At 59.7% G+C, this 20,006-nt stretch carries 21 protein-coding genes and 1 tRNA gene; 13 read left to right on the top strand and 9 right to left on the bottom strand.

Annotated features, from left to right (window positions below):
* The first annotated feature begins 74 nt into the window (after positions 1–74).
* On the top strand, positions 75–947 hold the full coding sequence (locus G0Q00_RS13825; RefSeq protein WP_163040285.1) for a LytTR family DNA-binding domain-containing protein: 873 nt from the start codon (positions 75–77) through the stop codon (positions 945–947).
* 10 nt (positions 948–957) lie between these two features.
* Here the strand turns inward: G0Q00_RS13825 and G0Q00_RS13820 are convergent, their stop codons facing one another.
* A complete protein-coding gene (locus G0Q00_RS13820; protein ID WP_163040283.1) occupies positions 958–1,335 on the bottom strand; it encodes a VOC family protein in 378 nt (125 codons plus the stop codon).
* Between the two features lie 84 nt (positions 1,336–1,419).
* Here G0Q00_RS13820 and soxR point away from each other — a divergent pair, with 84 nt between their 5' ends.
* Both soxR and G0Q00_RS13810 read left to right on the top strand, forming a co-directional pair.
* Positions 1,420–1,884: a redox-sensitive transcriptional activator SoxR gene (gene soxR, locus G0Q00_RS13815; RefSeq protein ID WP_163040281.1), complete on the top strand. Its 465-nt coding sequence runs from the start codon at positions 1,420–1,422 to the stop codon at positions 1,882–1,884.
* A gap of 77 nt (positions 1,885–1,961) precedes the next feature.
* A complete protein-coding gene (locus tag G0Q00_RS13810; RefSeq protein ID WP_163040279.1) occupies positions 1,962–2,672 on the top strand; it encodes a VIT1/CCC1 transporter family protein in 711 nt (236 codons plus the stop codon).
* A gap of 28 nt (positions 2,673–2,700) precedes the next feature.
* Here G0Q00_RS13810 and G0Q00_RS13805 read toward each other — a convergent pair whose 3' ends face one another.
* Positions 2,701–3,105: a GNAT family N-acetyltransferase gene (locus tag G0Q00_RS13805; protein WP_163040277.1), complete on the bottom strand. Its 405-nt coding sequence runs from the start codon at positions 3,103–3,105 to the stop codon at positions 2,701–2,703.
* 223 nt (positions 3,106–3,328) lie between these two features.
* Positions 3,329–4,015 (bottom strand): response regulator transcription factor, encoded by a 687-nt coding sequence (locus G0Q00_RS13800; protein WP_163040275.1) that lies wholly within the window; start codon positions 4,013–4,015, stop codon positions 3,329–3,331.
* Between the two features lie 151 nt (positions 4,016–4,166).
* Here G0Q00_RS13800 and ribA point away from each other — a divergent pair, with 151 nt between their 5' ends.
* Positions 4,167–5,246, top strand: coding sequence for a GTP cyclohydrolase II (ribA, locus tag G0Q00_RS13795; protein WP_163040273.1), 1,080 nt, complete (start codon positions 4,167–4,169; stop codon positions 5,244–5,246).
* A 20-nt stretch (positions 5,247–5,266) separates the two neighbouring features.
* The gene (locus G0Q00_RS13790) at positions 5,267–5,755 is read left to right on the top strand and encodes a L,D-transpeptidase (RefSeq protein ID WP_163040411.1); all 489 of its coding nucleotides are present in this window, start codon (positions 5,267–5,269) and stop codon (positions 5,753–5,755) included.
* A gap of 61 nt (positions 5,756–5,816) precedes the next feature.
* On the opposite strand, the gene G0Q00_RS13785 is transcribed toward G0Q00_RS13790, so the two are convergent.
* Both G0Q00_RS13785 and G0Q00_RS13780 read right to left on the bottom strand, forming a co-directional pair.
* A complete protein-coding gene (locus tag G0Q00_RS13785) occupies positions 5,817–6,470 on the bottom strand; it encodes a YggS family pyridoxal phosphate-dependent enzyme (RefSeq protein WP_163040270.1) in 654 nt (217 codons plus the stop codon).
* A 204-nt stretch (positions 6,471–6,674) separates the two neighbouring features.
* Positions 6,675–7,508 (bottom strand): porin, encoded by an 834-nt coding sequence (locus G0Q00_RS13780; protein ID WP_163040269.1) that lies wholly within the window; start codon positions 7,506–7,508, stop codon positions 6,675–6,677.
* A gap of 296 nt (positions 7,509–7,804) precedes the next feature.
* Between G0Q00_RS13780 and G0Q00_RS13775 the strand changes: the two genes are divergently transcribed.
* The 4 genes from G0Q00_RS13775 to holA all read left to right on the top strand — a co-directional run bounded on the left by G0Q00_RS13775 (position 7,805) and on the right by holA (position 12,464).
* The gene (locus G0Q00_RS13775; RefSeq protein WP_163040267.1) at positions 7,805–8,329 is read left to right on the top strand and encodes a DUF3576 domain-containing protein; all 525 of its coding nucleotides are present in this window, start codon (positions 7,805–7,807) and stop codon (positions 8,327–8,329) included.
* Between the two features lie 73 nt (positions 8,330–8,402).
* Positions 8,403–10,958, top strand: a complete 2,556-nt coding sequence (leuS, locus tag G0Q00_RS13770; RefSeq protein WP_163040266.1) for a leucine--tRNA ligase — start codon at positions 8,403–8,405, stop codon at positions 10,956–10,958.
* Complete coding sequence (gene lptE / locus G0Q00_RS13765; protein WP_163040259.1) at positions 10,945–11,442, top strand: LPS assembly lipoprotein LptE; 498 nt, start codon at positions 10,945–10,947, stop codon at positions 11,440–11,442. The genes leuS and lptE overlap by 14 nt, the downstream gene beginning before the upstream one ends.
* On the top strand, positions 11,439–12,464 hold the full coding sequence (holA, locus tag G0Q00_RS13760; protein ID WP_163040256.1) for a DNA polymerase III subunit delta: 1,026 nt from the start codon (positions 11,439–11,441) through the stop codon (positions 12,462–12,464). The genes lptE and holA overlap by 4 nt, the downstream gene beginning before the upstream one ends.
* Here holA and G0Q00_RS13755 read toward each other — a convergent pair.
* The 4 genes from G0Q00_RS13755 to G0Q00_RS13740 form a co-directional block, all read right to left on the bottom strand.
* A complete protein-coding gene (locus G0Q00_RS13755) occupies positions 12,461–13,636 on the bottom strand; it encodes a TIGR03862 family flavoprotein (protein ID WP_163040254.1) in 1,176 nt (391 codons plus the stop codon). The genes holA and G0Q00_RS13755 overlap by 4 nt on opposite strands.
* Positions 13,633–14,958, bottom strand: coding sequence for a mechanosensitive ion channel family protein (locus G0Q00_RS13750; RefSeq protein ID WP_163040251.1), 1,326 nt, complete (start codon positions 14,956–14,958; stop codon positions 13,633–13,635). Before G0Q00_RS13750 ends, G0Q00_RS13755 begins: the two co-directional genes overlap by 4 nt.
* A gap of 191 nt (positions 14,959–15,149) precedes the next feature.
* On the bottom strand, positions 15,150–15,761 hold the full coding sequence (locus G0Q00_RS13745) for an enoyl-CoA hydratase/isomerase family protein (protein WP_163040248.1): 612 nt from the start codon (positions 15,759–15,761) through the stop codon (positions 15,150–15,152).
* Entirely contained in the window at positions 15,758–16,513 is a 756-nt protein-coding gene (locus G0Q00_RS13740; RefSeq protein WP_163040245.1) for an SDR family oxidoreductase, read from the bottom strand. The genes G0Q00_RS13745 and G0Q00_RS13740 overlap by 4 nt, the downstream gene beginning before the upstream one ends.
* Positions 16,514–16,629: 116 nt before the next feature.
* Here G0Q00_RS13740 and G0Q00_RS13735 point away from each other — a divergent pair, with 116 nt between their 5' ends.
* The 4 genes from G0Q00_RS13735 to G0Q00_RS13720 all read left to right on the top strand — a co-directional run bounded on the left by G0Q00_RS13735 (position 16,630) and on the right by G0Q00_RS13720 (position 19,988).
* Positions 16,630–17,976, top strand: a complete 1,347-nt coding sequence (locus G0Q00_RS13735) for a TldD/PmbA family protein (protein WP_163040243.1) — start codon at positions 16,630–16,632, stop codon at positions 17,974–17,976.
* A complete protein-coding gene (locus G0Q00_RS13730; protein ID WP_163040240.1) occupies positions 17,963–18,754 on the top strand; it encodes a 3'(2'),5'-bisphosphate nucleotidase CysQ in 792 nt (263 codons plus the stop codon). The genes G0Q00_RS13735 and G0Q00_RS13730 overlap by 14 nt, the downstream gene beginning before the upstream one ends.
* Before the next feature lie 80 nt (positions 18,755–18,834).
* A complete protein-coding gene (locus G0Q00_RS13725) occupies positions 18,835–19,875 on the top strand; it encodes a LacI family DNA-binding transcriptional regulator (RefSeq protein WP_370458575.1) in 1,041 nt (346 codons plus the stop codon).
* Positions 19,876–19,911: 36 nt separating this feature from the next.
* A tRNA-Arg gene (locus tag G0Q00_RS13720) sits at positions 19,912–19,988 on the top strand.
* Positions 19,989–20,006: the final 18 nt, after the last annotated feature.

The following is a 20,006-nucleotide window of genomic DNA, read 5'->3' as shown; positions in this document are numbered from 1 at the left end:
CCCCACCTGTTCACGCCTACCGCCCAACCAGCATTGAGACGCGCCCTACACTCCATGACTAAGAATTTGATCGCATGAAAACCCCTGCAAATACAGCCCGTTGGAATGAAATGCATGTTATTGCCATCAACGGTACACGTGTTCGGTGCGATTGGAGCGTTCTGCATCGGTTGCTCATTTCGGCCCGGATGAATGGCACATTCATCTTGGCTGCTTTCGCGATTGCGTCATACAGGCCAGTCCTGTTCGCGGTTCCCGCCCCCTATCTGACCCGGATCCTGTTTTGGCTGATCGGGGTCTATCTGGGTGTCCTGTTCTGGTATCTGCTGATCCGCGCGATACATCTGATCCTGTATCGCCTGCGGATCAGCATTGCCGTGATTAACTATCCGGTCGTCGCGATCGCAACCGTGGGCGCTATATTTGCCAGCACGTTTCCGCTCAACCTGCTGACACAAAGCAACTTCTTGATCGAAAACCTGACTTGGCCTGATTTTGCCCGCAATCTACTGATTGCCGCGCTGGTCGAGCTTTTGACCGCCACAAGTATTCTGCCCATCTTCTTGAAGGGCGACACGCCTGCGACTGGACAGGATGATGCGCCCGACCCAGCCCCTCGGCCGGACACCATTCGGTTCGAAGAGCGGGATATCCATCTTCCTTCCCTTCTGCATGTCCAGTCGCAAGAGCACTATCTCGAGTTCGTTTTCGATCAGACCAAATTCCTGCTGCGAGGCGCGCTGAAGGATTTCGTGGCCCTCTGCGATGAGGCCGATGGCATTCAGTGTCACCGCTCGCACTGGGTGGCAAAGAAAGCGGTCACCAGCCGCAAGCGTCAGGATGGGAATCCAGTGTTGCTTCTGTCCAATGCCGCCGCCGTGCCGATTGCGCGCGGCCGATTGGCGGACGTGAAACGCTGGCTGAAATACCACCGACCCGAGATCTGATCCATACGGCTCAGGCGTAGGACACGACCTCCCATTCGACGCCATCATGGTCATCGAAATAAAACCGCTTCCCCGGCTCGTAATCCGCGTGGTTGTGCGGGGCGAACCCCGCCGCTTTCACCCGTGCTTCGATGGCGTCTATGTCGTCCACGACAACTCCCACATGGTTCAAGCCAGCGCGGGTCGTATAGGAGTGCTGCGGATCCTTCATCGCCATGTTGGGCGTGTAAAGAGCCACATATGACCCCTCATCGCCCACGTGCGCGGTGTATCCGCCTGATATCGCGTCGCCCTCCCACCGGGTGGTCCAGCCAAACACTGCGCCAAGCCAGGCGGCGGTTGCCTTGGGATCGCTTACGGTCACATTCACATGCTCTAGATTTGCCATTTTGGCCTCCTTGATCTTCGATGTGACTCGGTTGATAATTCCTAAAGCTAACTTTAGCTCAAGCACTTTCTTTCGGGGGATTCCATGGAACGCAGAAACGAGATATCCATTGGCACATTGGCCAATCGCACCGGGTTGGCCGTGTCCGCGATCCGGTATTACGAAACCCAAGGGTTGGTCGCGCCGGAACGCAACGCAGGTGGGCAGAGGCGCTTTTTGCGCTCAGACATCCGCCGCCTGAGTTTTGTGATGATCGCGCAGAAATTTGGTTTCACGCTGGACCGCATCCGCGAAGTATTGGGCCACCTGCCCCAAAGCCGCACACCGACCGCCAAAGATTGGGCCGAGATATCGCAGGATTTCCGCGCAGAACTCGACGAACAGATCGCAGCCCTGACCCGTTTGCGCGACAAACTGGACGGCTGCATCGGTTGCGGCTGCCTCTCGCTGGATCGCTGTGCGCTTTATAACCCGGACGATGTGGCGGCAGATAAGGGTGCTGGCCCGCGGTATTTGATGGGGGATCAGGCCGTGCGGCCCGAAGACTAATTAGGTTTCGGGTCTATTGATCTGCCTTAAGGCGGCATCGCCCCCACTCCTTCAGACTGTGCTGAAGGAGATCGCCCATGTCAGATCACGGACACAGCCCGCAGGAAATCACCGCCCGCATCGGCGCCCCACCCGGTCGCGGGGTGCTGCGGGATGCCGTCTATGGCGCGATTGATGGTGCTGTAACCACTTTCGCCATCGTTGCGGGCGTCGCTGGGGCGGGGCTGTCGCCGCTGATCATCGTCATTCTGGGGCTGGCAAACGTGCTGGCCGACGGGTTCTCGATGGCTGCCGCCGCCTATTCCGGGACCAAGGCAGAACAGGACAATTTCCAGCGCATCCGAAAGGTCGAAGAGGACCACATCGCGCGTAATCCCGATGGCGAATGGCGCGAGGTGCGCGAGATCTTGGCGCAGAAAGGCCTGTCCGACCACATCCTGGACGAGGCAACAGACGCCATCACCAAGGACAAGGAAAACTGGATCGCAATGATGATGGAGGGCGAATACGGTCTGGGCGGTATAGACCCTAACCCGCTGCGATCAGCCACAACGACCTTCGTTGCCTTCCTAGTCGCCGGCATGGTCCCCCTGCTGCCCTTCATCCTCAAACTCGACGCCGCATTCACGGTGTCCGCATGGATGACCATGGCAAGTTTCTTCGCCATCGGCGCACTGAAAAGCCACTGGTCCCTCAGCCCGTGGTGGCGCTCGGCCATCGAAACGCTTCTGATCGGAGGCACGGCGGCGGCACTGGCTTACGGCGTGGGAAGTTTGTTTAATAGCTAGGGGCAGTGGGCGGATTCCAAGACCGGCCCTACAACACCAACTTCATGTGAATGACCCGTTCATCATCCCCGCCAAACGCCTCGGGATCTTCATAGTATTCGAACCCAAGACTTTCATAAAGCGGTAGCGCCTCGACATGCCGATACAACGCATCAAGCCACACGACCCCCATACCCAGCGCGCGCGCCTCATCCACCAAAGCTTGCCCCAGAGTGCGCCCGATCCCATTTCCGCGCGCCGTGTCACGCACATACATCCGATTCATCTCGACATCATTTTCGCCATGAGGCCGCATCATGACGATCCCCACAAGATCATCGTTCAGTCGCGCCAGAAAACACTCGCCATTTGGCGGTTGAAAAAAGTCCTTAAATTGGCTGAGCTGACCAGCAACATCCTGATCCTCAAGATAATTATCTATGGTCTCGTGCATTTCTGGATAGCGAACGCGAAGAAAATCGAAGAACTCCCAAACCAAGTTTCGGACTGCTTCAATCTCGTGTGATTTGCGGACCTTTGATATTTCAACTGCCATCACATCCCCCTCATGTTTGATCAGTTTACCACAGAGCGCTCGAAACAAAAAAACCGGGCCACGAGGGCCCGGTCAGTCTTCAGGGAGGAAATGTGCCTTTAACCTCGGCACCAGAGGAATCTTAGGCGTTCAAACGATAGCCACCGCTTTCCGTCACCAACAGCCGTGCGTTCGAGGGATCGGGCTCGATCTTTTGGCGCAGGCGATAGATGTGGGTTTCCAGCGTGTGGGTGGTGACGCCCGCGTTATAGCCCCAAACCTCGTGAAGCAGCACATCGCGGGGCACGACGCCATCGTTTGAACGATAGAGGAACTTCAGGATGTTGGTCTCTTTCTCGGTCAGGCGGACTTTGCGGTCATCCTCGGTCACCAGCATTTTCACGGATGGCTTAAATGTATACGGCCCAAGCTGGAACACGGCATCTTCCGACTGTTCGTGCTGACGCAGCTGGGCGCGAATGCGAGCCAGAAGGACCGGGAATTTGAAAGGCTTGGACACATAGTCGTTGGCGCCTGCGTCCAGACCCAGAATGGTGTCCGCGTCGGTGTCATGGCCGGTCAGCATCAGGATCGGGCATTTCACACCCTGCTTGCGCATCACGCGGCACAACTCGCGGCCATCGGTGTCTGGCAGACCCACGTCGAGGATCACCAAATCATAGAGCGCCTCTTTGGACTTGGTGATCGCCTCGGCCCCGTTCCCAGCTTCGAAAACATCGAAATCCTCGGTCATCAGCAGTTGTTCGGCCAATGCGTCGCGCAGATCCTCGTCGTCATCTACCAGCAAAATCTTTTTCAACGTGGACATGGCGCCCTCCTCTGTCGTGTTGCTTTCAGATTTGTGGGTGCGCACGGAAATGACAAGATATGCAACAAAACTCTCACGGCCTCGTGTCATTTCACCGGGAAATGTTTCATATGGTGACAGAACCGCCTATCTAAGGCGGGAAAGGATGCCCATGACACTTGCCCCAAACCAGACCGAGCTTCTTGCCCGCGCCCGTGCCGATCTGCGCATGGGTGTGCCGGTTGTGTTGCGGTTGGACGGGCGGGATGTGGTCGCTGCGGCGGCCGAGACCTTGTCGGCGGGGCGCTTGGATGATCTGCGCGCGTTGGGGGACGCCGTTCTGGCGATCACGCCACGCCGGGCCGAAACGCTGAAGGCGCGCGCCTATTCCGACCGCGTCGCGCGGATCGAGCTGCCGTCGGACGCAGATACCCGCTGGATCGCCTCGGTCGCGGATCCTGCAGATGACCTGTCGAATCCGATGAAAGGCCCGTTCCGCACCTGCCGTGGTGGCGATGACGCGCTCGAGGCGCATGCGATCGCGCTGTGTAAATCGGCGCAGCTTTTGCCTTCGGCTTTGGTGGTTGAAACGCTGGATGCCAATGAGCTGACCCAAATGCATGGCCTGACGTCGGTACATCTGAACCCAGAAACGCTCCGCGATTTGCATCTGGCCCCCGTGGCTCACGCCCGCCTGCCCATGCAAGTGTCCGAGGCTGGGCGACTACATATTTTCCGTCCCGAAGACGGCGGGGAAGAGCATTATGCGGTCGAGATTGGCCGTCCCGCGCGCGATGAGCCGGTGCTGGCGCGGCTACATTCGGCCTGTTTCACCGGCGACGTACTGGGCAGCCTGAAATGCGATTGCGGCCCACAGCTGAACGCGGCTTTGGCAGCGATGGGGGCAAGCGGTGCAGGCGTACTGCTTTACCTAAACCAAGAGGGTCGCGGCATTGGGCTTGCCAACAAAATGCGCGCTTATTCCTTGCAAGATCAAGGGTTTGATACGGTCGAAGCCAACCATCGGCTTGGCTTTGAAGATGACGAACGCGACTTCCGCATCGGGTCTGAGATCCTGAAATCCATGGGATTTTCTCAGGTCAAGCTGATGACGAACAACCCGCGCAAGGTGGCGATGATGGAAGACAACGGCATCCAAGTGGCCGAACGTGTGCCGTTAAAAGTTGGGGAAGGCGCACATAACGCGGCCTATCTGGCGACCAAGGCCAAGAAATCCGGGCACCTGCTGTGACACTGCCTCGTCGCCATGACATGGTAGTCACCCGCTGGGGTGCACGTTTCATGGGGCGACGCTTTCCTGTGGCGATCGGGCGCGGCGGCATGACCGATGACAAACGCGAGGGCGACGGAGCGACCCCGCGTGGCGCTTGGCGTTTGGTCGGCGGCAGTTTTCGTGCAGACCGTCTGGCTCATCCCGCGTCGCCACTCGAACTCAGCGCCATCGGCCCGATGGATATCTGGTCCGATGATCCCGCAGACCCGGCCTACAATCACGGGCTGCGCACGCATAACTATCCGCTAAGTCACGAGAAAATGCGCATGACCGCGCCGCTCTATGACGTAGTTCTGTTCAGCGATTGGAACTATCCGGACGCCACGCCCGGCAAAGGCTCGGCCATTTTCGTGCATCAGTGGCGCAAACCGCGCCACCCGACGGCAGGCTGTCTGGCTTTTGCATCGAAGGATCTGCGCTGGATCATACAACGCTGGACCCCACGCAGCCGGATCATCGTCCGCTAGGCGCATTTTCTTGCCAAATGTATCCTGGGGTGAGAGCCAAAGGCTCGAGGGGCAAAGCCCCTTACCCGTAGTCACGCTCGCCAAAGATCGCCGATCCAACCCGTACATAGGTCGCGCCCTGCGCAATCGCGCGCTCGAAATCACCGCTCATTCCCATCGAAAGTCCCTCAAACCCGTGCTTTTTCGCCAGCTTGGCCAGAAGCGCGAAATGCAGGCTGGGCTCTTCGTCCGAGGGCGGGATGCACATCAGACCTTCAACAGGAAGGTTCAGCTCGCGGCACAGCGCGACCAGCTCGGCCAAGTCGCTTGGCAAAACACCTGCTTTCTGATCTTCTTCGCCAGTGTTCACCTGAATGAACAGACGGGGGCAGTGGCCATCTTCTTCCGCGATACGCGCAATGGCGCGCGCCAGCTTGGGGCGGTCGACCGAGTGGATCACGTCGAACAGCCCAATGGCCTGCCGGGTTTTATTGGTCTGAAGCGGGCCAATCAGGTGCAGCTCGACCCCGTCGAACTTCTCTTTCAAGTCGGGCCATTTTCCAGCCGCCTCTTGCACTTTGTTTTCACCGAAGACGCGATGACCTTCTTCCAGCACAGCCACCACGCGCTCCAAGGGCTGGACCTTGGATACGGCAATCAGTTTTGCCGACCCGGGGGTACGGCCCATGCGCGCCTCTTCCTTGGCGATGCGGTCCTGAATGTCTGAAAGTGCCATGGGTCATCCTGTCGTTTGTCTAAAACAGGTGTCCAAAAACGTATTCGCGTGAACCTGAAACAGGATCACGCGGAAACGTCTCGGACATCATTAGTGTCGCGTGCGTTTCGAGAAAAATCCAAAACTAGATTTCTCTCGAAACGCTTACAAAAGAAAAGAGCGGGCGCAAGGCCCGCTCTTCCCTTACCAAATAATCCGTTAGGATTAGAAGGACATGTTGATGCCCAGATCGGCAACGGTGGTGGTGCCGTTGTCTGCAACACCAGCGTCGATCGAAGCGCCGCCGCCCAGGTCGTACGAAACGCCCAGACCGTATACGTCACCCGTTACGCCCAGAACGCTGACGCTCGAGTAAGCTGCGGTGATGGTTGCTGCACCCATGGTGTAACCAGCGGTTACGCCGAAAGTGTTGGTGTCGATGAAGCTCGAACGCGAGTACAGAGCGTTCAGTGCTACGTCACCGAAGTTGCCGCCAGCTTTCACGTGGAATGCGCTACCGCCAGGAATTACGTTGCCCCAGTCATCGTAGCCGATGCCGAAGTTGTAGTCGCCCATGGCGTAGGTTGCAACAACCGAGAAGATCTCGGTGCCCTGCATGTCGTACGACAGAGCCACACCGAAGTCACCGAACGAACCGGTGTACATGATGTTGCCCGAGTCAGCACCGTCGATCAGAACTTCTGCAACGTTGTCGGTACCCAGACCCGAGTAGCCGATGTCGCCCAGACCCAGTTTAGCGTCCGAAGCCGAACCAACAGCGCCAACGGTCAGCTTGCCGAAGCCGCCTTCAACGTGCACTTCGGTGTCACCAACAGCGATTGCGCCGTTGTCTTGGGTGATGTCGTAGTCTGCGCCGAACGACAGGCCACCATCGGTTTCACCGGTCATCGAAACCGACAGAGTGGTGTAGTAGTCGGGGTTCCAGTCGGAACCGTCATAGGTAAGACCAAAACCAGCAGCGCCCGAGAAGCTTACTTCTGCAGCAGCGAAACCAGCCGAAGCGACCAGAGCGGTCGAAGCGAAGAGAATCTTTTTCATTTCGTTTTCCCTCATGAGATTTAAGAGTTCGCCTCAATTCAGGGGAATCCGAATTGAGTATGCATCGTTCAATCCACCTTTCCGCTTCCCATTGCAAGCCGACTGAAACCTCGAAAACCGATTGCGGGGCGTATTGGTGCTTCTATGCCACAGTTTCATTCTCGCGGTCGGCGAAAACCCGCAATATCAAGCGATTCTCTAATTATATGACTCGTATACGGTGCTTGGGAAAACGCTTGCCCGCCCGCAGGGGCTTATATACTAACAAGAGGAATTTTTACTTATGGGGCTGTTTCATGGGCATCCTTAAAACGTCTGCTTTTGGTCTGTCATTGATCGCTATGCTTGGTCTTTCTGCCTGTGGTGGCAGCCGTGGATCAGTTGGTTCCGCTGGATCGGGCAATATTTTCGGAGGCGGCTCGAACGCTCAGCAGCAAGGTGGTGGGCTTGGCCACACCCCTGAAGTTGAAGAACCCCGCGAAACCATCTGGGATCTGTTCAAGAACGTGGACGACCCCAACACCACGGTCGAAGTAAACCGCTATATTTGGAATGCGGCGCTGGATGTTCTGAACTTTATGCCCGTTCAGGCGGCTGATCCGTTCTCGGGCATTATTGTATTTGGCTATGGCCGTCCGCCGGGCGGTGGTACTGCCTATAAAGCCACCGTATATGTACGCGATCCCGCGCTGGACGCGCGTTCGCTGTCGGTTGCGCTGTATACACGCAGCGGCCCCGCCAGCGCCGAGGCTGTCCGCAAGGTCGAGGACGCGATCCTGACTCGCGCACGCCAACTACGTATTCGTGACGGTAAACTCTAGACCCGGATCGACCAGACTTATAAGACATGCGCCGGGCCACACGCCCGGCGTTTTCACATCAAGGACCTGACGAATGTCGCGATACACTGCCGCAGATATCGAACCGAAATGGCAAAAAGCCTGGGACGAGGCCGGAATCTTCACCGCAACGCGCGATGAATCGAAGCCGAAATATTATGTGCTCGAGATGTTCCCCTATCCGTCGGGCCGCATCCACATGGGCCACGTGCGCAACTATACGATGGGCGACGTGATCTCGCGCTATAAGTCGTCGTGTGGCTTCTCGGTTCTGCACCCGATGGGCTGGGACGCCTTCGGAATGCCCGCCGAAAACGCGGCGATGGCGCAGGGTGGCCACCCCGGCACGTGGACCTATGACAACATCGCCACCATGAAGGGCCAGATGCGTCCGCTGGGTCTGTCGATTGACTGGAGCCGTGAATTTGCCACCTGCGACCCGGAATATTACGGCCAGCAGCAGGCGATGTTCATCGACTTCATGGAGCGTGGGCTGGTTTACCGTAAAAACGCCACGGTGAACTGGGATCCGGTCGACATGACCGTTCTGGCCAACGAACAGGTGATTGACGGCTGCGGCTGGCGCTCGGGCGCGCCGGTCGAACGTCGCGACCTGACGCAATGGTTCTTCAAGATCTCGGACTACTCGGGCGAGTTGCTTGATGCGCTGGACGGTTTGGACAACTGGCCCGAAAAAGTGCGCACCATGCAGGCCAACTGGATTGGCCGTTCGCAAGGTCTGCAGTTCAGCTTTGAACGCGTGGATGGTGGTGAGTCGATTGAGGTCTATACGACACGCCCCGACACTCTGAACGGCGCCAGCTTCGTCGGCATCTCGCCCGACCACCCGATTTCCAAGGCGCTAGAAGCGGAAAACCCGGAAATCGCCGCGCAGCTTGTTGAAATGCGCAAGGGCGGCACCACCGCCGAGGCCATCGAGACCGCTGAGAAGCTCGGCTATGACACCGGCATCCGCGTGAAACACCCGCTGAACCCGGAATGGGAGCTGCCCGTCTGGATCGCAAACTTCATTCTGATGGACTATGGCACCGGCGCGATCTTCGCCTGCCCGGCCCATGACCAGCGCGACTTGGACTTCTGCCGTAAGTATGACCTGCCGGTTGTGGACACGTTCCTGTCGTTGGAAAACCCCTCGTCGGTCGAAAACGAAGCTTTCGTGCCGCCGAAAACCGAGAAAGTGAAATGGGTCGACCACTTCGCCGGTCTGGACGAGGCCACGGGCGAGGAAGCCATCGACGCCACCGTCAAGTTCGCCGAAGACGCCGGCTGGGGCACGGGCGTCGAGAAATTCCGCCTGCGCGACTGGGGTCTAAGCCGCCAGCGCTACTGGGGCTGCCCGATTCCCGTGGTCCATTGCGACGATTGCGGCGTGGTGGCTGAGAAGAAAGAAAACCTGCCGGTCAAACTGCCCGAGGACGTGTCCTTCGACACCCCCGGAAACCCGCTGGACCGTCACCCGACCTGGCGCGACTGCGCGTGCCCGTCCTGCGGCAAGCCCGCCAAGCGCGAAACCGACACGATGGACACGTTCGTCGATTCGTCCTGGTACTACGCGCGCTTTACCTCTCCGAACGCAGCGACGCCGACTGATCTGGAAGAAGCCTCCTATTGGATGAATGTCGACCAGTATATCGGCGGCATCGAGCACGCGATCCTGCACCTGCTGTATTCGCGCTTCTTCGCCCGCGCGATGAATATCTGCGGCCACCTGCCGGATTCGGCCCGCGAGCCGTTCAACGCACTGTTCACGCAGGGCATGGTGACCCACGCGATCTATAAAAACGCAGACCGCACCGACGAAAACGGCCGCGCGATCTATCACTACCCCGAAGAAGTCGAGGAACGTGATGGCAAGACCGTGGTGAAAGAGACCGGCGAGGCGATCAAAGTGATCCCATCCGCCAAGATGTCGAAGTCGAAGAACAACGTGGTCGACCCGGTGAACATCATCGACGCCTTCGGCGCCGACACCGCCCGTTGGTTCGTCCTCAGCGATTCGCCCCCCGAGCGTGACGTGGAATGGACGGCATCCGGCGCAGAGGCCGCCGCCAAGCATTTGGCCCGCGTTTATGCGACTGCTGTGAAAATCAGCGAGATGGACGACGCCGACGGCAATGACGAAGAGCTGCTGCGCGCCATGCACAAGGCCATCCATGATGTGACCATGGGCATCGAAAGCTTCGGCTTCAACGCCGCAATCGCCAAACTCTACGCCTTCCAGAACGCCGTCTCGAAATCGAAGGCGGGTGGCAAAGCGCAGAAGCAGGCCATGCGCACGATGGCTCAGCTGATGTCGCCGATGACCCCGCATATGTCCGAAGAAATCTGGTCGATGCTGGGCGGAGAAGGTCTGGTCGCCCAAGCCGCGTGGCCTGTCGCGGATGAGGCCATGTTGGTCGAGGACACCGTGACCCTGCCGATCCAGATCAACGGCAAACGCCGTGCGGAAATCAGCGTGCCCAAGGACATGGACAAAGCCGAGGTTGAAAAACTCGCGCTGGCCGAGGATGCTGTCGTCAGGGCGCTGGACGGTAAGGCCCCGAAGAAAGTCATCGTTGTTCCGGGACGTATTGTGAATGTCGTGGTCTGATCGCCGCCATTTCTTGAAGATCTCCGCCGCTGCCGCGCTTTTGTCCGGCTGCGGCTTCACGCCCGTCTATGCGCCGGGTGGCTCGGCTGACGGGTTGCGCGGGGCGGTGACAATCGCCGCGCCGGATGATTCCAACAGCTACGAGTTCGTGAAGCGGATGGAAGAACGGTTGGGCCGCAACCTGTCGGCCCCGTATCGGTTGGACTATACGATCACCACAAGCTCGGAAGGCGTGGGTGTAACGCCCAATCAGGAAATCACCCGCACGCAGGTTCTGGGCACAGCGGAATTCACCGTGACCTCGGTCGCCACGGGTGACGTTGTCGAACGCGGAACCGTGTCGAACTTCACGTCTTACTCGACCGAAGGATCGACCGTGTCGACCGCCGCCGTTGAACGTGACGCAAACCGACGCTTGATGGTGCTGTTGGCCGACCAGATCACCACACGCTTCTTAGCCACTTTCGCAGGCTGGGGCGAATGAAGCTCGCCCCTCGGGACGCCAGCGGATATTTCGCCAAACCCGATCCTAGGCGGATGGGCGTACTGATTTTCGGGGCAGACGCAATGCGCGTGGCGCTGAAACGGCAAGAGCTCATTGCCAATCTGATTGGGCCGAACGGCGAAGAGGAAATGCGCCTGACCCGCATTCCCGCCGCCGATCTGCGCAAAGACCCAGCGATGCTGTCGGACGCGATCAAGTCGCAAGGCTTCTTCCCCGGCCCCCGCGTGGCGTTCGTCGAGGATGCGACCGATACGCTCGCCAAAATCATCACGCCCGCCATTGCCGACTGGCAAGAGGGCGACGCGCAAGTGGTGGTAACGGCGGGATCGCTGACGGCACGTTCAGCCCTGCGGAAGTTGTTCGAGGGCCATCCGAACGCCTATGCGGCGGGCATCTATGACGATCCGCCCTCGCGCGACGAGATCGAAGCCGATCTGAAACGCTCTGGCGTCGGACAGATCAGCCCCGAGGCGATGAACGACTTGATGGGCCTGTCGCGCGATCTGGATCCGGGGGATTTCCGGCAAACGGTCGAGAAGCTGGGGCTCTATAAGCTGTCCGACCCCTCACCCGTCACGCCCGACGATGTGCTGGCCGTCGCCCCTGCTTCGACCGAGGCCGCGTTGGATGATCTTCTGCACGCTGTGGCCGAGGGCCGAGCGGGTGAAATAGGCCCTATTCTTGCGAAACTGCAGGCCCAAGGCGTCGCGGCCGTAGGCCTCTGCATCGGGGCAACCCGCCATTTCCGCGCGCTGCACGGTGCCAGTTCAGACCCCGCCGGACCCGGACAAGGCATCAATCGCCTGCGCCCGCCCGTGCATTTCAAATCCCGGGATCGGATGGTTCGGCAAGCCAATAAATGGGGGCTGCGGCGGTTGGAACAGGCTTTGGAAGTGCTGATTGATACAGATCTGAAGCTGCGTTCTGCCCAGAAAGCCCCGCAGATGGCGCTGATGGAGCGGACCTTGATCCGCTTGGCGATGATGGGCGGGCGGCGCTAACGCGTCGCGTAAGCCGCTGCGGCACGCCCAGCATGGCGCCCCGTGGCAAAACAGGTGGTCAACAGATAACCGCCGGTCGGGGCTTCCCAATCCAGCATTTCACCACAGGCAAAGACACCCGGTAGCGCCTTGATCATCAGCCCCTCATCCAGCGCCTCGAACGGCAAACCACCTGCAGTCGAAATAGCTTCGTCCATCGGACGCGGACCTTGATGGGTGATAGGTAGGGCTTTGATCAGCGCAGCGAGTTCAGCAGCGCCCTGTGGCAATGGGCGCGAAAACTCCTGCAATAGAGACGTTTTTACCGGATCCAACTTCAGTGTCTTGCGCAGGTGGTTGGACAGGCTGGCCTTACCGCGTGGGCGGGATAGGCGGGCGGCGATGTCCTCAAGGCTGCGACCGGGCATCAGGTCCAGTGTCAGGGGTGCTCCGTCCCGCATCGCACGGCTAACGGCATAAATCGCGGACCCTTCGATGCCCCGCGACGAGATTACGAACTCGCCCAGCACCGATTGATCCCCGGCGGTGACGCGCACGGATTTCACGGGTTGGCCGAAGTGGCGCGCCATATGGTCGCTCCACGCGACGATGAACCCCATGTTAGCAGGTTGGAAGGGCACGCAAGAAACACCGTTTTGGGCAAGAATAGAGACCCATTCTCCGTCCGCCCCTAACCGCGCCCAACTGGCCCCGCCCAGCGCAAGGATGGTGACGTCTGGCCGTACGGATTGCGGACCTTCAGGCGTGTCGAAGCGCATCGCGCCGTCCTCGATCCCAGTCCAGCGCCAGTTTCGGCGCAGCTCCACCCCGGCCTGATCCAACCGCGCCAGCCAATTGCGCAGCAAGGGGGACGCCTTCATCACCTTTGGAAAGACACGCCCCGACGAGCCCGTAAAGACCTCTTGCCCCAGTTCACGCGCCCAGTCCTGAACCGCGTCTGGTCCAAACCCGGCCACGATCTTCCGCAGACTGTCTGGCCCGTGAATATGGGGCAAAAATGCAGAAATAGGCTCTGATTTTGTCAAGTTTAGACCCGACTTCCCGGCCATCAGGAACTTGCGCGCAGGGGACGGCTTGGCATCGGCCACCACAACGGACAGCCCGGCCTTCGCCAGTTCCTCGGCCGCCATCAGGCCCGCTGGGCCGGCTCCAATGACCAACGCGGTTTTCACGACGGCTTCACCCCGTCGCCCAACATCTCGACCACGCGGTGCGGATAGGGGATTTCAATATCGTTGGCCTTAAGCGCCTTCCAGATCTGCATCATGACGCGCGGCGTGAACTTATTGCGGCCGTCGTCGATGCCGTTCACCCAGAACTCCAACGCGAAATCAACGCCGCTGTCGCCAAAGGCGCGCAGCTCGCAATCAGGCATATGCTCTTCGCTGTCGGTCAGCACAAAATCCAGCTCGGCCACGGCCTGCTCGATAATGCCCGGCACGGCCTCGATATCTGCCTTGTAACTGACAGAGAACGGCGCTTCGTAGCGGTTGGCGCTGCCCGCGTCCGAGTAGTTCACCACGCGGGTGGTGATGAAATGCTCGTTCGGGACGACGATCCACTTGCCGTCAAATGTCTCTAATATGGCGGCGCGGGCGGTCATTTTGACGATCGTTCCGGCCTCACCCCCGTCTAGTTCAACATAATCACCGACAGTCGCCTGCCCTTCCAAAAGCAAAATGACCCCCGAGATGAAGTTCGAAGCGATCTGCTGCAACCCGAAGCCCAGCCCCACGCCAATCGCACCCCCAAGCACCGCGAGGGACGTCAGATTGACCCCCATGATGTTCATCAGAATCAGGAACGCGGCACCGAATATCGCAATCTCGGCCGCTTTTACCGCCAATTCACGGGCGGCGGGGCGCATCTCTTTCTGTTTCTTGATGGCTTGAGCGGTTTGGTCATTCGACCAGCGGCCCAGCCAGAAGATGACGCCGCCCAGCACGGCAAAGCGGATGGCGAACAGCAACGAGAAGCTCATGTTGCCAAGCGGGACGACGGTTTCGTCCAGCTTGGTGGTCACAAGATCAAGCAGCCCAACAGTATACAGCGCGGCCATCGGGATCAGGATGTACCTGCCCAGAAGTTTCAGGAACGGATCCTTGATGATGTGCTGCGCAAAGGCGCGCACCGCCAAGAACAGGAACACGCGTTTCCCGAAGGCGATCACCGCGCCCGAGCCGAAGATCGAGCGCGTCACCTGCTCGCCCATCGCAGTAAACGCCCACGCCAGAAGCGGCATGGTCAGGGGCAGGAAGATCAGCGCGAACAGGCGGACCTTGGCAATCGGGTGATTACGGTCGCCATTGGGGGTCAGGATCCGCGTCAGGAAGGGTTCAAGTTTTCTGTCGGCAAACCGTGCGGCCAGATAGGCAACGACCAGCAACCCGAACTGAGACCACGCAGCGGGCGACAGAAGCCAACCTTCCGCGATCTCCCACCCTTGGTTCAGATAGCCCAGCGCGGTGTCCACGATCTGAGGTCGATTTTCCATCTGCTGTCCCTTGCCTTCACGCGATCACTGATAAAACCTTTGGAAATGGATAGCGGTTTGACCTCAAAGGGCAAGACTTCCTTGCCGGAATGCGCTTTGTGTGGGCGCGTGATCCCGCCGGATGTCGCGCAAAGCCACCATCATCTGATTCCGAAACTGAAGGGTGGAGCCAAGCTGAATTAGAGCCTGTTTCAGGGGATCATCTGCTTCATCGCCGCAACGTGATCAGCGCTTTGCGATCGGGCGTGGTCGGCAAGCTCCAGCGCGGCCTCCATCAAGTTGTCAGGCTCGACCACACGGTCGACCAGACCCCAGGACAGCGCCTCGTCCGTTTGGATTTTCTGGCCCGCCATCAGGATCATCTTAGCCCGCGCTGGACCGACCAAAGCGGCCAGACGTGCGGGATCGGATGGCTGGGGCAGATAGCCCAGTTTCATCACCGGATAGAAAAACTTGGCGCTGGGCACCGAGATACGCAGATCGCAGGCCAAGGCCATACCGAATGCTCCGCCTGCCAACGTCCCGTTCAAGACGGCGATGGTCAGGCAGGGCGCGGCGGCGATGGCGCCGGACAGACGCTCCCATACATCGTCGGTGGCAAGTCCAGCCTTTGCCTCGTCCAGATCTGCGCCAGCAGAAAACACCTTTCCTGCGCCGGTCAGCACCAGAACGCGCGCGTCCCCCGCCGCGTCCTGCGCAATCTGGGCGAGCCGTTCCAACATCGCCTTGGTCAGCGAGTTCGCCTTGTCCGGGCGGTTAATGGTAACCAGCCAGACTCCATCTTCTTTGGTCAGTTCAATCATCCGAAAACGTTCGCTCGTTGCCTAATATCAATGTCGCGCAGCGAGATTTCCTTGCCCAGAAACTCGTCCGCATCTTCACTGCACATCCACAACAGCGCGCGGGCAGGCCATTCTGCGGGGATGTGTTCTTCCCAGTTCAAACGCGCCACCGCGTTGATGCCCGAGGCCTTGATTTCGCGCTGCATCTGGGTGGCGACGGTGCCCGGCGACAGGCCAATGGCGCGGATGCCTTTACCGGCGGTTTCAAGGTGCAGCGCCTCGTTGAACATATGCACGCCCGCCTTCGAGGTGCAGTAATGTGCCCAGCCTTCAAGCGGGCGGTGGGCGGCCCCGGAACTGATCGTCAGGATCGAGCCTCCGCCCTGTTCGATCATGTGCGGCAAAGCGGCTCTTGCGCCGTAATAGACACCTTTTAGGTTCACATCGATGACATGGCTCCACCCCTCGGGGTCCGAGGTTTCAAGCGGGCCGATGGGTTCAATCACGCCCGCGTTGTTGATCAGCACATCCACCGTCCCAAAGCGCCCGTGGGCCATATCAATGGCGGCTTTCACCTGGCTCCAGTTCGACACGTCGCAGGTCACGGCCAAAGCACGCTCGCCGATGGATTCCGCAATGGCTTGGATTTGCGTAGCACTGCGCGCGGTCAGCACTACGTTCGCCCCGGCCTGCGCAAAGATGTGCGCGGCGGCTTCTCCGATCCCGCGACTTGCGCCGGTGATCACAACGGTTTTCCCTGTCATATCATGCATATGGTGCCCTCCCTTCCCTTGATGCTAGCGCAGCATTCGCCCAGATGCCAGAGACACATCTTGCGAGCGCGGGGTGCAGGGGTTACCTGAGAGGCACGCAATTGAAAGGACGCCCCATGCGCGCATCGCTTGATAGCCTGACCCAACAGCTTTTGGACGCCGCCCGGAAGGCCGGGGCGGACGCGGCAGATGCGTTGGCGGTAGACGGCACATCGGTGTCGATCGACGTCTTGAACGGCCAGCTGGAGCATGCTGAACGGTCCGAGGGCGTGGATATTGGGTTACGCGTGATGCTCGGGCAGCGTCAGGCTTGCGTGTCGGCCTCGGATGTATCCGAGGCAACAATTGAAGCCATGGCCGAGCGCGCAGTGGCAATGGCCAAGGAAGCGCCCGAGGATCCCCATATCGCACAGGCCGATCCGGCGGATTTGGCAACGGGTTGGGATTTGGAGGCCTTGGAAATGGCCGACCCCAGCGCCGAGCCGGACCCCGCGGCACTGGAACGCGATGCGTTAGAGGCTGAAGCCGCCGCGCTCGCCGTCAAAGGCGTGTCGCAGGTCAGCAGCTCGTCGGCGGGATATGGACGGCATCAGTTTCATCTGGCGTGCTCGAACGGGTTTTCGGGGGGCTATGGACGTACTCACCGGGCCATTTCCGCGGTGGCGATCACCGGCGAAGGCGCAACGATGGAACGTGACTATGCTGGCGAGATGCGCACCTTTCAGGCCGATCTGCCCAGCGCCGAGGAAATCGGCACTAAGGCGGGTAACCGCACCGTGGAACGTCTGGGCGCGAAGAAGCCGCCGACGGGCGCTTATCCGGTGCTCTATGACGAACGGATTTCGGCGTCCTTGATTGGGCACCTGCTGAGCGCCGCGAACGGGTCCATGATCGCACGTGGATCGTCGTGGCTGCTGAATGCGTTGGGCGAGCAAGTTCTGCCCGACGGCATCGACCTGATCGAAGATCCGCACCGCAAACGCATTTCCGGCTCGCGTCCCTTTGACGGGGAAGGTCTGCCCACACAGCTGCGCAAGATTGTCGACAACGGGCAGCTGACCGGCTGGACGATGGACATCTCCACCGCGCGTCAACTGGGAATGCAAAGCACCGCCAGCGCATCGCGAGGAACATCCTCGCCGCCGTCACCCTCGATCTCGAATGTGGCTCTAACGCAGGGCAAATCATCGAAAGAGGACCTGATCGCGCAGATGGGAACCGGGCTTTTAGTGACCTCGATGATTGGGTCCACGATCAACCCGAACACGGGCGATTATTCGCGCGGGGCGTCGGGCTTCTGGATCGAGAACGGGCAGATCGCCTATCCCGTCAACGAATGCACCATCGCAGGCAACCTGCGCGAAATGCTGAAGCGGATCATCCCGGCGAATGATGCCGAACCGCATCTCAGCCGGATGATCCCCAGCCTGCTGGTCGAAGGGATGACCCTTGCCGGTGACTGATGACCTAAGACTTCTGATCGACGCGGCGGAAGCAGCGGGCAAGATCGCCTCGGGCTTTTTTCACGGCTCGGCCGAACGCTGGGACAAGCCCGGCGGGCAAGGCCCCGTGACCGAAGCGGATTTGGCCGTGGATCGCATGTTGCGGAACGAGCTGACCGGCGCCCGCCCCGGCTATGGTTGGCTGTCGGAAGAGACCGAGGACAATCCTGCGCGGCTAGAAGCCGAACAGGTGTTCATTGTCGACCCAATCGACGGCACGCGCAGCTTCATCGAAGGCTCGACCACATGGGCGCATTCGCTTGCCGTCGCGCGCAATGGCATCGTCGAGGCTGCCGTGGTCTATCTGCCGGAACGTGGCAAGCTTTATGCCGCGGCCCGGGGGAAAGGCGCAACACTGAATGACGCCGCCCTGACCGTCAGCCCTAAAACCCGGATCGAAGGCGCAACAGTTCTTGCCGCGAAACCCAATTTCGATCCCACTTTCTGGCAGAATAGAGACGTTCCCCCGGTCGAACGCGTGTTCCGCAGTTCGCTGGCCTATCGCCTATCTTTGGTGGGCGAGGGTCGCTTTGACGCGATGATGACACTGCGCCCCACATGGGAATGGGATGTCGCCGCCGGGGCGCTGATCGTTGAAGAGGCTGGCGGCAAAGTGACCGATCAGGTCCAAGGATTAGCGCGCTTCAACAACCCACATCCGCAGTTGCGCGGCATGGTGGCGGGAACGCCTCCGGTGCAAGACGCGCTGGTCAGGCGGTTAGCGGAACCGTTAGTCTAACATCCCTTTGAAATTGGGGCATTGCCAAGCGGATATCTATCGCTAACATACAGCAACCCCATATGTTCAAGGATGCCTTCGTGACAGACAGACAGACCCCCCCGAACCGCCGCCCATTGACCCTTCGTGACGTATCCGAGGCCTCGGGCGTCAGCGAGATGACGGTCAGCAGGGTGTTGCGAAATCGGGGCGATGTCAGTCAAGCCACACGTGACCGCGTGCTGGAGGCCTCGAAGGAACTGGGTTACGTGCCGAACAAGATCGCGGGCGCGCTGGCCTCGCAGCGGGTGAACCTTGTCGCTGTGATCATCCCGTCGCTGTCCAACATGGTCTTCCCCGAAGTCATGATGGGCATCAACGAGGTGCTGGACGAAACGCCCTTGCAGCCAGTTGTCGGCGTCACAAATTACGACCCAAAGCGCGAAGAAAAAGTGCTGTACGAGATGCTGTCATGGCGCCCATCCGGGGTGATTATCGCAGGGTTAGAGCATTCTGACGCCGCCAAAGCGATGCTGAAGGCCGCAGGTATTCCGGTGGTCGAGATCATGGATACGGATGGCGACGCGATCGACGCCTGCGTCGGCATTTCCCACCGTCGCGCCGGACGCAAGATGGCCAAATCCATTCTGAAAGCAGGCTACAAGAACATCGGCTTCCTTGGCACCAAGATGCCGCTGGACCACCGCGCCCGGAAACGCTTTGAGGGCTTCACCGAGGTGCTGGCCAAAGAAGGGATCGAGATCGCGGATCGTGAATTCTATGAAGGCGGATCGGCGCTGGCCAAAGGTCGCGAGATGACCGAGGTGATGCTGGAACGCACGCCCGAGCTGGATTTCATGTACTACTCGAACGACATGATCGGCGCGGGTGGGCTTCTGTACTGCCTTGATAAAGGCATCAATGTGCCGGGTCAGATCGGCCTTGCGGGCTTTAACGGGGTCGAGCTTCTGGACGGTCTTCCCCGTCAACTTGCCACGATGGACGCCTGCCGCAAGGAAATCGGCCGCGCGGCTGCCCAAATCATCGCCGACCGCAGCACCGAAAGTGGTGACACCGGTGGCGGCGAACGGATCGAGCTTACGCCCAAGATCGAAGCAGGTGAGACCCTGAAACGCCGCTAGACAAGCCCGACCCGCTTGCCTATTTCCTGCGCAAACGGCCCCGTGGCTCAACTGGATAGAGCAGCCCCCTCCTAAGGGGCAGGTTGCAGGTTCGAATCCTGCCGGGGTCGCCAGAGATTCTTCTTATTTCT

The organism is Aliiroseovarius sp. PrR006 (genome assembly GCF_010500215.1).
Lineage (GTDB): Bacteria > Pseudomonadota > Alphaproteobacteria > Rhodobacterales > Rhodobacteraceae > Aliiroseovarius.
The sequence above is the reverse complement of the archived record's forward strand: the minus strand, read 5'-3'. Positions and strand labels throughout refer to the sequence as shown.